Source organism: Paenibacillus doosanensis, assembly GCF_025060755.1.
GTDB lineage: Bacteria > Bacillota > Bacilli > Paenibacillales > NBRC-103111 > Paenibacillus_S > Paenibacillus_S doosanensis.
This window is the reverse complement of record NZ_JANYUY010000013.1, coordinates 55,825-70,969: the sequence shown is the minus strand read 5'-3', so window position 1 is coordinate 70,969 and position 15,145 is coordinate 55,825. Positions and strand designations below refer to the sequence as shown.

Here is a 15,145-nt window from a genome sequence, read left to right as displayed (position 1 = left end):
TTCATGTGTAAGACTTGTTACCTAAGCGTTATTATGGAACGGAAAACGCCGGTTTGAAATCATTAAAAAACGAAATCGGTCTGTAAAACCGAAAATCCCTCTCCTTATTATCCACAATCGCCGTGTAAAATAGCGAAAAGCCGCTGCTGGGCGGCTTTTCATGCGTTATACGATCTCCTTGTATTTGCTCGGCGTAATGCCTTCATACTTTTTGAACACCCGGTTGAAGGTGTTAATATCCGCATAGCCTACCCTCCGGGCGATTTCCATAATCGAATACGTTTGCTCGCCAAGCAGCCGCTTCGCTTCCTCAAGCCGGGTCTTATTAATAAATTCAAGCAGAGCCTCACCCGTCTGCGCCTTAAATTGCTTGGACAAATAGGAGGGAGTCAGCTTGAACGTTTCACCGATCATGGTGATGTTCAAGTTCTCCGAGCTGTAATGCTCCTTCACGAAAGCGATCACCTGCCGGCTTAACTGGTTATGATCCTGCTTACGGTCGTCCCCGATCGATCGGCATACTTGCTGAAGCACTTCTCCGATCTGCACCCGCATCTCTTTGATCGTCTCGCAACCCGTCAGACGGTCGACCGGATTGACGCGCTCCATCAATTCCCGCTTATTGCTCGCCCCGATTTCATCCATCGTTTTGAGCAGCGTGCTGGTCAGATCGAACATGAGACATTTGGCCAGCGGCACGGATAAAGGCGCATCCGATACGTTGATGTCGATAATGTCGTCAACTAACGCTTTCGCCTTTTCGTAATCGCCCGTCTTCACGAAGTTGATCAATTGCTGCTCGATATGCAGCGGGTAATAATAGCCCGCCGTCTCCTTCCCGGCTCCTGCGCTGGGCAAGTCTTCGTAGCGAATAATTTCGCCGCTCCCCATGACCAGCCGATATTCCAGCGCCGCAAGCGATTCCTGATAGGCGCTCTGAATCCCGTCCAGCCCTTCATGAATGCCGCTGATCGCTGCCGTAAGCCGCACATGGAAATGATCGAGCATGAACGATTTGACCTGCTCCGCAACGGAATTCAGCGCTGCGGGATCGCGCTCCTCCTTGAAATTGACGATGCACACTTGAATATCGTCGGTCTCGGTAGTGAACGCCTGATGACGGCCTCCGGCCACTTCTTCCGCAACATTCATAATAATGAAATGCACCAGCTTTTCCTTATGGGGGTCCACGAATCCGGAGGCGTCGAATTTGCCGTAATGATCGACGTAAAACAGCAGAACGGCGAAATAAGGCGTCTCCAGCCGGATATTATGGGCTGCGAGCGATTCATGCACCGGCACATCCTGCTCCATCCTGCCTTTTAACAGCCCCTGCAGGAAATGGGAGCGAATGGCGCTGCGGTGCCTCTCCAGCCGCTGGCCGATCTTCTCTTTCTCGGCGAACGTATCGTTCAGCGCCGCTTGCAAATAGCCGTACTCGTTGGAGCCTTCCTCGAAAGAAATTCCGGATTGGGAGGACAAGCTATGAATAAGCATGCTGATCGGATTGTAATTTTTCCTTACGAAAAAGTAGCTGACGACTCCCCCGATGAACAGACTCAGTATCAAACTGATCGTAATGAGCGATTTGACGTACTGCATCTTCTCGTCAAACAGCTCGGCCGGCATCATCGATACGTATTTCCACCCGGTGCTGTCGGATGTCGTGTAAGTCACGGCGACGTCTTCCCCGTTCATTTTGCTGTAAAACAATCCGTTTTTGCCGGATAAACGCTCCTGAACGAGAAAATCGGGAGCTTGTTCGAAGCTGTCGGATGCGATCAGACGATTTTCCTTATCCAGCACGGCAATGGAAGATTTGTTCGCGGAGCTGATATTTTCAAGCAGCTTGGAGTCCTTGATGACGAATAATATCACCGCTCCAGGCTGCTCCGGGTTATCGAGAATAATCGATTTGGCGTACATAACCGCCTTCGTGGATTCCCCGCCTTCGCGCAACGTGACCGGAGCGTACTCTTGAATATACCTTTTGTCAAAAAAACGTTTCCACTCCTCGTAACTCATGGATTCCCGCTCGCGGATCGTCTCGTAGAGCGTGCGGCTGTCGATATGATCGCGCGTAGATACGACAGTGTCGCTATTTTTGTAATACACGTAGATTTGGTCGATATAGTCGTTTGCCATTTTATATACGCGCAAATCGGCGGCGATGCCGACCACGTCATAGTAATCGGTATCCGTCAGCGGCTTGGATGTCGTAATGAATCCGGACAGCCGCTTGCTCAAGGCCATCTCGACGCTTAGCCGCTCAATACCGGCCAGGTTGCTGTCGATGGCCTGCTCCATCTGCCGGAGAAGCGATTCGTTGGCCCGGTTCACTTCCGATTCCACGACATGCCAAGTCGCCGCATATATGATACCGCTGATAACGGTCGGGACGAGCAATACGGAGATATAGGAGATGAGCCAGTTGACGATGACGCTTCGTGTACTAAAACGGAGTTTTCCAAGACTCATATCCGTTGCCCCCGCGTTCTTTTTTTGCATTCATTCTTTTTTCATTATACACGAAAGGGAGGAAGAGGGCAGCATCTTCATGCAATCGCCCGATTGAAGGCGCGGCCTGCGGCCGACAATAGCTGCGAGGTCCCGATTACGCAATATAGGGAAGGCCGTCCCTTGCGGGTGGCCATCCCTTATAGGGCGCAGGGCGCCCCTTTCGTTTATTGAAGCTCCAGCATACGTATAATCACCGTCACCGCTTCCGCTCTTGTTGCGATGCTGCCCGGGGCGAAGCGGCCGGCTTCCTTCCCCTGCACGATACCTGCGGAAACCGCATAGGAGACGGAGGAGCGGGCCCAATCCGGTATGTCTGTCTGATCGGCAAAGGACATCGGGGCTGCGGACGATTGGCCGTCCCGCTTGACCGCTCGCGCCAGCATCGTAATCATCTCGGCGCGGTTGATCTCCCTGCCGGGACGCAGCGTACCGTCTTCGTATCCTTGAAGAATGCCGGCTTGAACCGCCGCCCCGATGTCGGACAAAGCCCAATCCGGTATGTCCGTCTGATCGGTAAATTCCGCCTTGGCGTCACTCGCCGTCGCCTTCAACGCGCGGACCAGCATGACGGCGAACTGCAGCCGCGTCATCGGCTCGTCCGGCTTGAAGCTGCCGTCCAGGTAGCCGTTAACGATGCCCAGCCCGGACACCTTGGCGATCGCGGATTCCGCCCAATGTCCGGCTGTATCGGCGAAGACCGGATGCTCTGCGGGAGCCGTCGTTCCCGGAGAAGGCTTGCTCGGGGCAGCCGTTCCGGGAGAGGCCGTTCCCGGTTCAGACGGTACGGCCGGCGTTACTTCCGCCGGTGCGGGAGCCGCTGCCGATGAACCGGAGCGGTGCCGGACGATTACGGTCGACCCGCCATCCCCGCCGTTCGATCCGTTGTCGCCCGGTTGGCTGGGAGGAGCGCTCCCCTTATGCACGGCGATTGTATACGTCTTGCTTGTTCCCGAAGGCAGCGATACTACAATCGTAATGATCGCGCCGCCTTGTCCGACAGTTACCGTGCAGGCTTGCCCGCTTGCCACCGTCTGGGGACTTGCTCCGTCCACGCTGACGGTAATTCGCGAACCGCTTGCCAAAGACGCGGGCACCAGCGTAAGAAGGCTCTCATTGTACGGTATCGTCGCGTTGTAAACGGTCGTGCTCGGATCGAAGCTAGGGCTCATCTCCTCGATCGGAGAAACCGACAAGCTGCCGAGTCCCGCTTCTCCGCCGGCCGTCTGATCGTCGGTTACCTTCACCGCAGCTCTCGCATTATACTGCTTATACGTAGCGACAACGACGGTTTCCCCCTGCGATACCCCGGTCAGCTTCCCCTGGGAATCCACGGCCGCGATCTGCGGGTTTTCCGTATGGAAGGACGCTCCCGTCAGCAAGCGGGAGCTTCCCTGATAGACGGCGTAAACGACCGTAGACTGGGTGCCGTTAACCTTCAGGCTGTACGCATTGTCGGCAAATCGCAGCCCGTCGATCGGTTCGTCCGTCGGCGGGGAAGAAGGCTCTCCCCCCTGCCCGCGCTGTACGGCAATGGTGTACGATTTGCTTTTTCCCGACGGAAGAGATACTGTCACCACAAGAACCGTGCCTCCCGCGGCAATGGCGATGGCGCCGCTCGGCTGGCCGCTCGCGACCGCAAGCGGTCCGGCCCCGTCCGCGCTCACCGTGATCAGGGAACCGCCGGTTATTGCGGTCGGAATGACCTTCAGGCTGTCTTGCTCGGCCGGAACCGTCATTTGATAAGAAGTGACGTCCTCGTTAAAGGCGGGAACAAGCCCGCCCTCCGGATCGAAGGAGAGCGCGCTTAAGCCCGCTTCCCCTTCTTCTTGCGTCTTGCCTGCGTTAGGCCCTACGTCGGCCGGAGTCAACGGCCTGTTCGTAGGGGCGATCTGGCGGTCGTACTCGTCCGCTCCGGCATCCGGCATGTTATAGCGGGTTTGCCCGTCCATATCCTCCTGAGGAAGGTACGGAGCCTTCGCCGCATCGATGGCCGGACTGCTTGCCGACAGCCGGATCAGGCCGTCCGCGCTGCGCACGAGCTGCAGCGGCTTCTTCTCAATCGCGCTCGCCGGTACCCGGGCGGCATTGGAGATATTGGTCGGATTGGCCGTACCCTCTACCAGGTTGCCGACATAGATCTGGCGTTCGCTCTCCGGCGCGTTCTGCGCGGCGGAGGTTTCGTTGAACATGACGCCCGCATTGCTGTAGACGACGTTATTGTAAACCTTCGTGCCGACCGGCTGATAGTTTCTTCCTCCGATGCTGAAGCTGGACGTATTATTGCCTACATTGACCAGTGTATTGTTGAAAACTTCCACATTATACTGCCGCCAGTGGCCGCGGAGAATTTCCGTCTGCTTATCCGCCGGCAGATCGCGTAGCTTGGCCGTCTGCTCCGTCGTTCCTTCGAGCCATTTGACCGTCGGGTTCGTGCTGCCGTCCGGACCGGCATCTTCGGTGCCTCCGTCGAGGCGGATCACATTGGTCGTCAGGCCTTCCATATAGTTGTTGTAAATTTTGTGATCGTTGCCGTAAATACGGAAGCCGCTGAAGCCCGGGGTTTTCCCGTCGCCGAAAATAAAATTGCCGTAGAAGCTGTTACGGTGCCCGTGACGGGCTACGATGCCCCCGTAGGAGTTGCGGACGGTGTTGTAGCGGATGACGTTATCGCTGCTCTTCACCGATACGATTTCGTCTTCTCCGTTCAGCCCGTCGAACAAATTATGCTGAATGGTCACATGGCCGGACGCAAGCGACAAGCCGGACAAACCGAGTCGGATGGCTTCAAGCCCGTTCGTTACGCGCGGACCGATATCATGGAAGTAATTGTACTCGATGACGTCGTACTGCGAAACGTTGTAGCCTTCCTTCCCGTCGTATATAACCGTAGCGCCGAACCCTTTCTTCGGTCCGATATCGTTATAGGCGATCCGGTTATGGCTGCCGATCCCCTCGACGCGAATGAAGTGGCGGTTCGTGCCGTTATCGGTTTGCAGAGAAGAATTCGTGAACGGCGTATCGCCGGTGTACACGGGCCTGTCGGCATCATAATGATCTCCGCCGATCCGGCAGCTTCCCTCGATATTGACCAAGCACCATACGGAACCGATCTCATCGGAAGCGGTGAACCGGTAAGGCTGCCCTGTCTCGTCGAGAGCGAATTTGTTGCGCAGCACTGAAATATTGCTTGAATTGTACAGTTCAATCCCGGGATGAACCTGCGCGTGCGGAAGCTGCGCTTTCGGCACGGTAGCGGATGACGGGTCCTCTCCCTTTATCCCCGCCGCCAGATCCTTGTCGATCCCACGATAATCGAGGCCGGGCATACCGATCCCGTTGTTGAACACAAGGCCGGATACTTCGACATAGCTTGAATTTTCAACATGAAGATAGCTGTTTCCTTTAATTAAGGCGCCGCCCTGCTCTTCCGCCGTAATCCGGATCGGGAGTGCGGCCGTGCCCTGCTTGTCCTTAATGACGAACGGTCCGTTTTGCTCGTAAGAGCCGCTCTTCAGCCTGATTTCAATTCCCGGCCTGGCTTGATCCAGAGCCGTCTGCAATTGCTCTGCCGTGCTTACGGGAATGACGTCAAGCACAGGCGGCGGTCCTTCCGGAACATCGCCCGCTTGGGGAGGTCCCGTAGGCTCCTCCGGCTCTACGATGACGGGAGGCGTCCCCGTGTACAGAGCCACCTCCGTCAAGCTGTTCCAGTTGCCCGAGCTGCCGGAGGCGGTGTTGCCGTAGCCGACGAAGCGCAAATAGCGGGCGGTTGACGGCTTCGACAGCACATAAGGCTGCAGCACGCTGTCTGTCGCTTGCAGCGAGCGGCTTTTTCGCTTCTCCAGCAGGACGGTGCTTGAAGCGAAATCAGGATCGTTCGACTCCAGGATTTCAAAGGTAGATAAGCGTTCCGCCGCATTCAGAAACGCGATTTGCACGTAGGTAACCGGCTGAGGCTGCCCCAAATCGAACTGAAGCCATTGCCCCTGCCCCGATGCCGACCAGCGGCTCTCCGGGTCCTCCCAATTGCCGTCCACCACATTGGCGGGCACATAATTCGTGTTCGGCTGATAGGAGCTCGCCGTCACCGAGCCTGCGTTCAGCTCGATCCGGCCGTCCTCGGCCACCGCAAGCTTACGTATAATATCCACCGTATAGACGTTGATGGAGTCACCGCTCGACAATGTGAGCTTCAGCCTGTTTACTCCCGGCACAAGCGGCACGCGATCCGGGTCTGCAACCGGCGCGTCAGCCTGCAAGTAATTCGTGAGCGTCAGCTTCAGGTCGACGCCGCCGCCCGCTTGCGCAGCGATCTTAACTTGATCCGCTCCTTCCGGAACCAAAGCTTCATATCCGTTCATCTTGCCCGGATCAAAGCCGCCAAGCGCGTTCTCCGCGCCGTTCCAAATCTCCAGCTTCGTCAACTGGACGTCAGGCAGCTTTTCCGCAAAGGTAAAATACGAGCCGCTGGCGAGCGCCGCATCGGCTACATAATAAGGAGCTCCATGAATCGTCGCCGCCGTCATCGGCGTTGCCGAAGCGCTGCCGAAATCGGTGCCGCCGCTCGTCAACAGCACGCCGCCGAGTGGGATCAAGTCCGCCGGGACAGCTACCTGAACCGTGCCTACACCGCCGGTTTGCTGCACTTTCCAGATGCGGGACAGCCGTTTATAATCGGTTCCGTACGGAACTCCGTCGTCTTGACTGTCATTATCGCCCCACATCAAATACTGCTTGTCCGCCAGCGGCTGCTTGGCCGTAACTAGGATCTGCCGGTCCTGATCCTTCTGGCTGCTGCGGCCTTGCGTCTGCTGCAGCGCACCGACCTCGTCCGCACCTATCCCGGCAATATGATTGCCGTAACCGGCATTCGCCGCGGCGTTCCACACGATCTGCGGAGAAGGGCCGGCGGACAAGTAATCGCCTTCCTTCAGCGTCAAGCCGAACTTGATCGCCAGGTATGTATCCACCTGCCGCTTCTGCACGGCTGTAAGCGGATTCGTAAACAGAATCAGCTCGCCCATATTGCCTTCATAGCCCGAGCCTCCGCCTGCCGCAGAGCCGATTGACGCCGCAGCGCCGCCTTTGCCGGTCATCGGAGCGCGGGTTTGCGTCCCTGTCGCCTCCTGCTTTCCGTCGCGGGTAATCGATTGGTAGACGTTCGAGCCAACCGTCTCGGGATGGGCGTCGAAATGAAGCCCCCATACGTTATAATCGTTCGGAGCGACAATATTAGATGCGTTTACACGAGTGGCGGTCGTTCCGACGTCCCACAGCACATTCCCCATGCCGGCCGCCGCTCCGGTCGTATGAGGGATGTACGCTCCGAGACTGCCCGACGCCAACGGTTGATTAAAGATGGAGGAATTCGCCATCGCCGGCGAACCGCCGGTTACCGTATACAGGCTGGCGTTGTTCACCTGCTCCCCTTCGGCGAACACGCCGTCGACGTCCTGCAAAATACTCCCGCTGCTGCTGCGGGTAAATTTTACGGTAGGCTGAAAATTCAGGTTGTCGTTCTCCGTCACATATTTCGGCTTAGTCCGGGATGCGAGGGCGTCGACCGTGCCGTCATTAATGAAATCGTTCCCGTTCGGGCTGCTGTCCTTCCATCGGTTCACGAAATCGCCCGCCAATTCGACGCTATTCGCATCCGCTTTCAGCCACAGCCGCAAGCCCGCAGAATCTACGCCGCCCGGAGTCCCGGCAGCTGCGGCGCGGACCGCCGAAGGTGCGGCAGGCATGCCGCCGAGCATCAGCGCCAGAGTAAGCCCGATATAAACCGCTTTGGACAAGCCTTTCTTATTCATCTTCCCCTTCAAATTCAGTGTCACCTCTCCCTTGCATTTTTGCGCTTCAAGCCCTTCTATCCACTAGATTAAAGCGCTTGCAACAATACAACAATAGAGTCGGTCCCTATACCCTATATTTATAACGGAAGAACGGGGAGAGGGAAATCACCAAAACATGAACACGGCATGAAATTCACTCACTGTATATCATTAATTTATAAAATGAATCATCATTTTCGGGCTTTGCGCAAAAAAATCCGCAACAAACAGCCCGCTCCGGTCGGGCAGGGGAACGAAAACGGCTTCGGTTCCCCACCCGGTCCAGGCGGACAGATTGGTTACGGATATCGGTTTATATTTTGTCGTCTGCAAGCTGTCGGCGGCTCGTCTCCAGCTTGACCGCAAGAAGCTCTTTCATCACTTCGCATCCTCCCCGGCCGAACAAGTCGTGAAGCTGAACATAGGACCGGTACAGTCTGTCGTATACCTCGCCGCGCTCCGCATCCGGGACAAAATACTCATCGCGCACGCGAGCCATATGACGGGCCGCCTCGGCTATGTCCGAATAGCCGCCGCGACCGGGGCCGGCCGCGACCGCGCCGAACATCGCCGCTCCCAGCGCGGTGGTTTGCTCTGAAGCGGCTACCTTGATCGTACGGCCGGTCACATCGGCATAAATCTGCATCAGCAGCCGGTTGCGCTTCGGCAATCCTCCGCAAGCGAGCAGTTCCTTCACTTCAACCCCCGCCCGCTCAAGCGTCTCGATAATTTTGCGGGTGCCGAATGCGGTCGCCTCCAGCAGCGCCCGGTATATTTCCTCCGGTTTCGTCTGAAGCGTAAGTCCGACGATCAGACCGCTTAAGTCGGCGTCCACGAGCACCGAGCGGTTGCCGTTCCACCAGTCGAGCGCGAGCAGACCGTGCTGACCGGGCCTGAGCTGCGCAGCGCGCCGCTCCAGCCAATCGTGTACGCCTATTCCCTCGCTTTCGGCAAGCCCGGTTACGTAAGCGGGAGCCTGATGCTCCACGAACCATCCGAAGATGTCGCCGACCGCCGGCTGCCCCGCCTCGTAACCGTATAATCCCGGTATAATCCCGTCCTCGACCACGCCGCTGACACCGTCAGCATAAATCTTTTTATCGCTGATCAGCATATGGCATAGCGATGTCCCCATCGCCATCACCATTTGGCCGGAATGCACCGCTCCGACGCCGGCCACGCCCGCATGAGCGTCAATAATGCCGACGGCGACCGCCGTCCCCGCAGCCAGTCCGAGCTCGGCAGCCAGCTCCTCCGTCAATTCCCCGGCTCTCTCCCCGAGCGGCAGCACTTCGCCGCGCAGCTTATCTATAGCGAAACGCTCCAGCCGGGGATCGAGCGCGCGGAGGAACGCCTCCCCCGGGTAGCCGTCCTCTTTGCTCCAGAACGCTTTATATCCCGCGCAGCAGCCGCTGCGCACCGGCCTGCCCGCCAATTGGCCGACAACCCAATCGGCCGCTTCCATAAAGCGGTCCGCCGCATCATAAACATGAGGCGCTTCGCTTAGCACCTGCCAGGCTTTGGCTAACATCCACTCGGACGAACTTTTCCCCCCGTATCTGGATAGGAAGGGCTCGCCGCGGCGCCGAGCCGTCTCATTGATGCGGTTCGCCTGCTCTTGCGCGGCATGATGCTTCCATAGCTTGACGTAGGCATGCGGCTCATCGCGGAAAGCGTCATGATAACATAGAGGGACGCCGTTGCGATCGATCGGAAGCATCGTGCATGCCGTAAAATCAATGCCGATCCCAATGACGCGGGCAGGGTGTATTCCAGATTTTTCCACAACAGCCGGAACCGATTTTCTTAGCACCGCCATGTAGTCTTCAGGATGCTGCAGCGCCCAGTTAGCCCCCAAAGCTCTGCCCGACCCGGGCAGCCTTTCATCCATGACCCCATGGGGATACGGCGTAATATGGGAGGCCAGCTCTTCGCCGTTATGAATGTCGACCAGAACGGCGCGCCCCGACTCGGTTCCGAAATCAATGCCTAACGCGTATCGCTTATCCATGCGCCTCATCTCCCCTTCCGGCTTAACGGTACAAAGGACCGAAGGCTTGGCAGGCGCGATAATCGGCACCGGTCGGGTCGTTCGCGCCGAAGGCCGGCCATACGCTCGGCCGAAGCAGCCGGTCTTCGGCGACGTTATGCATGCCGACCGGAATGCGCAGCATCGAGGCGAGCGTAATCAGCTCGCTGCCGATATGACCGTAGCTGACCGCACAATGGTTCGAGCCCCAATGATTCATGACGGAATACACGTCTTTGAAGGCGCCGCTGCCGGTCAATCTGGGCACGAACCAGGTGGTCGGCCAGGTCGGGTCGGAACGCTCGTCCAGCACCCGGTGAATGTCCACCGGCAGCTCGACCGTAGAGCCTTCGGCCAGCTGCAGCACAGGCCCGATGCCTTTGATCAGATTCACTCTGGCCATCGTTACCGGCATTCCTCCGCGGGTCGTAAAGTCCGTCGAATAGCCCCCTCCGCGGAAAAAGTCGATCGCCGGACGCCACTGCGTCGCGGCCAGACAGCGGCTTACTTCCTCATCCGTAATTTCCCAGAACGGCTTCATCGCCGGCTTGCCGCCGATCGTCTGCTCGCCGGTGCCGTCGAGCGCTGCGGGGCCGGAATTGATCAGGTGGATGACGCCGCCGGAAGCGGCGCCGCTCAGCTCTTGGCCGGTCGCACGTTTCACGGCTTCCGGGCTCCAATACGTCCGCACGTCGGCGAAAATTTGCGCGCTGTTCGTCAGCAAATGGCCAAGCAGCATCGTTACGGCGTTCAGATTGTCGTTCTCCGTCGCCATGATCAGCGGCTCTCGGGTACCGTTCCAATCGAAGGAGCTTGACAGAATGGCCTCCATGAAGTCGCCGGTCGGAAAGTGATCCGTCCAGGCGCGCTGTCCCTGAAAGCCTGCGGCGATGGCATTATGTCCGAGCGCTTCCTCTTCGTAGCCCATCTCGGCCAGCTTCGGATTGCCGATCATCAGATCGCGCCCGATCAAAGCCATCTTCACGACCGATTCCCAATCCTTCTCCTTTTGCTCCGCCGTCCGCCGCAGGCTCGGAGGGTTGACGTCCTCGCCGGTCCGGCAGTGTTCCTTCACCCAGGCAAGCGCGCGCGCATACTCGTCCCGATCGTAAATCCCCCGCTCCATACGGCGGACGAACTCCGTCATGTCTACATATTCATTGCGCATGCCCAAATAATTTTGGAAGAACGCTTCATCGACGATGCAGCTGGCGATCCCCATCGACACGCCGCCGAGGGACAAATACGATTTCCCCCGCATAGCGGCTACAGCCAGCCCCGCTTTGGCGAACTGCAGCAGCTTCTCCTGCACATCGGAAGGAATGGAGCCATCTCCCATATCCTGAACGTCCTTGCCGTAAATACCGAATGCCGGCAGCCCTTTCTGGTTATGGGCCGCCAAGGCCGCGGCCAGGTAGACGGCGCCCGGACGCTCCGTGCCGTTGAAGCCCCAAATCGCCTTCGGCATATGCGGATCGGTATCGATCGTTTCCAGCGGATAGCACCACGACGGGGTAACTGAAATCGTCACGCCGACCCCTTCCCTGCGGAAATGCTCCGCCGTTCTCGCCGCCTCGGCGGCGCCTCCGATCGTCGTTTCGGCGATGACGCATTCCACCGGCATGCCGTTCGGATGACGCAGACGCCCGCTTAACAATTGCGCGCATGCCTGCGCCATCTTCATCGTCGGCTCTTCAAGCGACTCGCGGATTCCTCCCCGGCGGCCGTCGATAATAGGCCGTATTCCGATCTTGGGCAAGGAGCCCTGCCAACTATTTGCTCTAACCGATTGTTCCATCTTCGTCCTCCCGCTGGATGATCTGCTTTGTAATCGTGAATGATGCTTTCTATAACAGCGTTTGCGCTTGCCGGTCAAGCTCGCTTAACACTTCCCGCAGCCGGTTGATTTCGTCCGCCGGAATATCCAGCTGAGGGGCTTTCATCACGCCCGCGTCGATTCCTCTTATGCGAAGCGCTTCTTTGAAATAGGACATATTGGCGCCGCTCTTGAGCGCTTCGCAGTATTGGGTAGCGAGCCTTTGCAGCTTTCTCGCTTTCTCGATGTCGTTATTCCGGAAAGCTTCGTACACCGCAACGAAAGGCTCCGGATAGACGCAGGAAACGCCGGAGACGACCCCCTCGCAGCCCATGGCCAGCGCCGGCAAGAAGAGACGGTCGGCTCCCGGCACGACCGAGAACTCTCCCTCATTCACCGTCAAATATTCGTTAACCCGCAAAAAATCGGGGAAGCTGTATTTGAGGCCGATCACATTGCCGCATTGACGGGCGATGCTTTGCGCAAGCTGCGGCGATATATCGTTGGCGGCGCATTGCGGTATGCTGTACAGATACACCGGGAAGCTCTCCGGTACGCTGCGCGCTACCTTCACGTAATAAGCTTCCAGCTCGCGGTCGTTCGCGCCGAAGAAGACCGGCGTGACGACGCCGATTCCATCCGCGCCGATGTCATAGGCATGCTGGGCCAAAGCGATCGTATCCTCTTCGCTCATCGAACCTGCATGGATATATACGGTCACGCGGCCTGCAGCCTGCTTAACGACCGTTTCGGCCACCGCCTTCCGTTCCTCGACGGACAAGCGGAGCATTTCCCCTGTCGTACCGAGCGGGTATAGGCAGTGAACCCCTTTGGAAATGAGAAATTCCGTCAAATTCGCTACCAGATCGAGCCTTACTCCTCCCGCCTCGTCGAACGGGGTAACCATTGCTGTCGTAACTCCATACAAGTGTTTCATTGAATTAGTCCATCTCCTTAAGAAGTGTGGTAATTTCGTCGTGTCCTGCGGTCGATAGAAGTTCCTACTCTCCCGGCACCTCCGACACCTTATGCGTCAGCAGCGCCTCCCCCTCGACCGGAAGCGCATCGACCTGCGCGACTACATCCATGTTGATGCTGCCTACTACGATGACTTTGGGATTCATCCGATCTTCCTCTTCTTATCAGACTTTGACCTTCAGCAGATGAAGCGGCTCCTTGCCGGCAAACACATCTAGGATCGCCTGCGCCGTGACCAAGCCTACTTTATGATACGTTTCGAACGTTTCCGCCGCCGTGTGCGGGGTCGATACCAGATTATCCAATTGGAACAGCGGATTATCGGCGGATACCGGCTCCTTCTCGTATACGTCGATGGCCGCTCCCGCAATGACGCGGCCGGACAAGGCCCGATACAGCGCCGTTTCATCGACAAGCGCCCCTCTCGCCGTATTGATGAAGTAAGCGCTGGGCTTCATCACGGCGAACTGCTCGTCGCTCATCATATGATGCGTTTCCGGCAAGCTCGGAAGATGCATGCTGACAATATCGCTTGTCCTCAGCACTTCATCGCTGTGAACGAGCTCCACGCCGAGCTCGCGCGCTTTATCCGCATTCGGATATTTGTCGTAAGCGATCAGCCGCACGTCGAAGCCTTGCAGCTTGCGGGCGACCATCTGCGCAATATTGCCGAAACCGAGCAGACCGACGGTTTTGCCGATCAGTTCCGCGCCGACGAACCGGTCCCAGAACCCGCGCCGGGCCGACTGATGCAGCGAAGGAATATTCCTCATGACGGAGAGAATCAGCCCTGCCGTCAGCTCCGCTACGGCGTTGGCGTTTCCGGCCGGCACATTCGTCACTTTGATCCGGCAGCGCTGCGCCCCGGCCAGATCAATGTTGTCGACCCCAACGCCGAACCGGGCTATCGCTTGCAGCCGGGGCGCGAGCCGGAATACGTCCTCATTCCACGTATCCACGCCAGCCACAACGCCGTCGATCTCATGCACGACCTCCTTCAGCTCTTCAAAGGTAAACGGGCGTCCCTTGTCGTTTTCTATCACTTCGACGCCGTGGCTTTCCAGCAGCTGCTTCGCTTCCGAGCAGAGCGCCGAGTAATTGGTTGCCGTAACGAGCACTTTTTTTCCTGTGAACATTATTTAACTCCTCCAACCGTCATCCCGCTGACCATAAATTTGGATGTAAACAGGTACATAATAATTACGGGGATCGATGCCAGTATAGAACCGCCCATCAGCGGCCCCCAGGCGAATACGTCCCCCACGATCATATCGGATAACCCAAGCGTGATCGTCTTGTCGGCGCTTTTGGTCACAACGACCAGCGCATACAGGTATTCGCTCCAGCACAGCGTGAAGGCAAATATAAACGTAGCCGCTATCCCCGGCGCCGATAAAGGAAAAATAATGCTCAGCATCGTCCGAAGCCGGGTGCAGCCGTCGATCATCGCCGCTTCTTCAATCTCCACCGGAATCGATTTGAAATACGAAATCAGCATCCAGGTGGCGTACGGAATCGTGATCGTCGGATAAATGAGCATCAAGCCGTAGATGGAATCGTTGAGGCCGATCCCCGAGACGAGCATATACAGCGGAATAAACAATACCGCCCGTGGCATCAAATAAGCGTACAAAATGCCTTTGGATACGATGCCTCTCCCCCGAAAACGCAGCTTCGAGATCGCATAAGCGGCCAGCATGCTGACTGCGATGGACAGCAAGGAGACGATCAGCGACACCCAAAAGCTGTTTTTCACATTGGCGAGAAAGTTTTTCTCGGACACCAGCTTCTCATAAGCGCTCCAGCCGAAATGCTTCGGCCAAAACGACGGCGTCATATTATAAATTTCAGCCTGCGATTTAAACGACGTATTCAGCATCCAGTAGAGCGGAAATAACGCGAAGATCAGCAGGACGAGCAATACGGCATAGACAATAATCTGCTTGCTAACGGATGTCTTTTCCATGCAAC

At 57.3% G+C, this 15,145-nt stretch carries 8 protein-coding genes; all 8 read right to left on the bottom strand.

The genetic code is table 11. The annotated features are described in order from the left end of the window. Nucleotides 1–165: 165 nt before the first annotated feature. Nucleotides 166–2,478 (bottom strand): helix-turn-helix domain-containing protein, encoded by a 2,313-nt coding sequence (locus N0M98_RS11985; RefSeq protein ID WP_259617992.1) that lies wholly within the window; start codon nt 2,476–2,478, stop codon nt 166–168. Between the two features lie 206 nt (nt 2,479–2,684). Further along, nucleotides 2,685–8,342 (bottom strand): S-layer homology domain-containing protein, encoded by a 5,658-nt coding sequence (locus tag N0M98_RS11980; protein WP_259617991.1) that lies wholly within the window; start codon nt 8,340–8,342, stop codon nt 2,685–2,687. Between the two features lie 322 nt (nt 8,343–8,664). Further along, nucleotides 8,665–10,362, bottom strand: a complete 1,698-nt coding sequence (locus N0M98_RS11975; protein ID WP_259617990.1) for a ribulokinase — start codon at nt 10,360–10,362, stop codon at nt 8,665–8,667. Nucleotides 10,363–10,384: 22 nt separating this feature from the next. Beyond that, complete coding sequence (locus N0M98_RS11970) at nt 10,385–12,178, bottom strand: L-fucose isomerase (RefSeq protein ID WP_259617989.1); 1,794 nt, start codon at nt 12,176–12,178, stop codon at nt 10,385–10,387. A gap of 49 nt (nt 12,179–12,227) precedes the next feature. Further along, on the bottom strand, nt 12,228–13,133 hold the full coding sequence (locus N0M98_RS11965) for a dihydrodipicolinate synthase family protein (RefSeq protein WP_249861841.1): 906 nt from the start codon (nt 13,131–13,133) through the stop codon (nt 12,228–12,230). Nucleotides 13,134–13,197: 64 nt separating this feature from the next. Further along, entirely contained in the window at nt 13,198–13,320 is a 123-nt protein-coding gene (locus tag N0M98_RS11960) for a hypothetical protein (RefSeq protein ID WP_259617988.1), read from the bottom strand. An 18-nt stretch (nt 13,321–13,338) separates the two neighbouring features. Then, entirely contained in the window at nt 13,339–14,310 is a 972-nt protein-coding gene (locus tag N0M98_RS11955; RefSeq protein WP_259617987.1) for a phosphoglycerate dehydrogenase, read from the bottom strand. Beyond that, nucleotides 14,310–15,140, bottom strand: a complete 831-nt coding sequence (locus N0M98_RS11950) for a carbohydrate ABC transporter permease (protein ID WP_249861839.1) — start codon at nt 15,138–15,140, stop codon at nt 14,310–14,312. The genes N0M98_RS11955 and N0M98_RS11950 overlap by 1 nt, the downstream gene beginning before the upstream one ends. Nucleotides 15,141–15,145 lie beyond the last annotated feature (5 nt).

Excerpts from the sequence above, each read along its gene's own strand:
- N0M98_RS11965 (WP_249861841.1), bottom strand. The coding sequence starts at position 13,133 with ATGAAACACTTGTATGGAGTTACGACAGCAATGGTTACCCCGTTCGAC.
- N0M98_RS11950 (WP_249861839.1), bottom strand. The coding sequence starts at position 15,140 with ATGGAAAAGACATCCGTTAGCAAGCAGATTATTGTCTATGCCGTATTG.
- N0M98_RS11960 (WP_259617988.1), bottom strand. The coding sequence starts at position 13,320 with ATGAATCCCAAAGTCATCGTAGTAGGCAGCATCAACATGGATGTAGTC.
- N0M98_RS11975 (WP_259617990.1), bottom strand. The coding sequence starts at position 10,362 with ATGGATAAGCGATACGCGTTAGGCATTGATTTCGGAACCGAGTCGGGG.
- N0M98_RS11985 (WP_259617992.1), bottom strand. The coding sequence starts at position 2,478 with ATGAGTCTTGGAAAACTCCGTTTTAGTACACGAAGCGTCATCGTCAAC.
- N0M98_RS11955 (WP_259617987.1), bottom strand. The coding sequence starts at position 14,310 with ATGTTCACAGGAAAAAAAGTGCTCGTTACGGCAACCAATTACTCGGCG.
- N0M98_RS11970 (WP_259617989.1), bottom strand. The coding sequence starts at position 12,178 with ATGGAACAATCGGTTAGAGCAAATAGTTGGCAGGGCTCCTTGCCCAAG.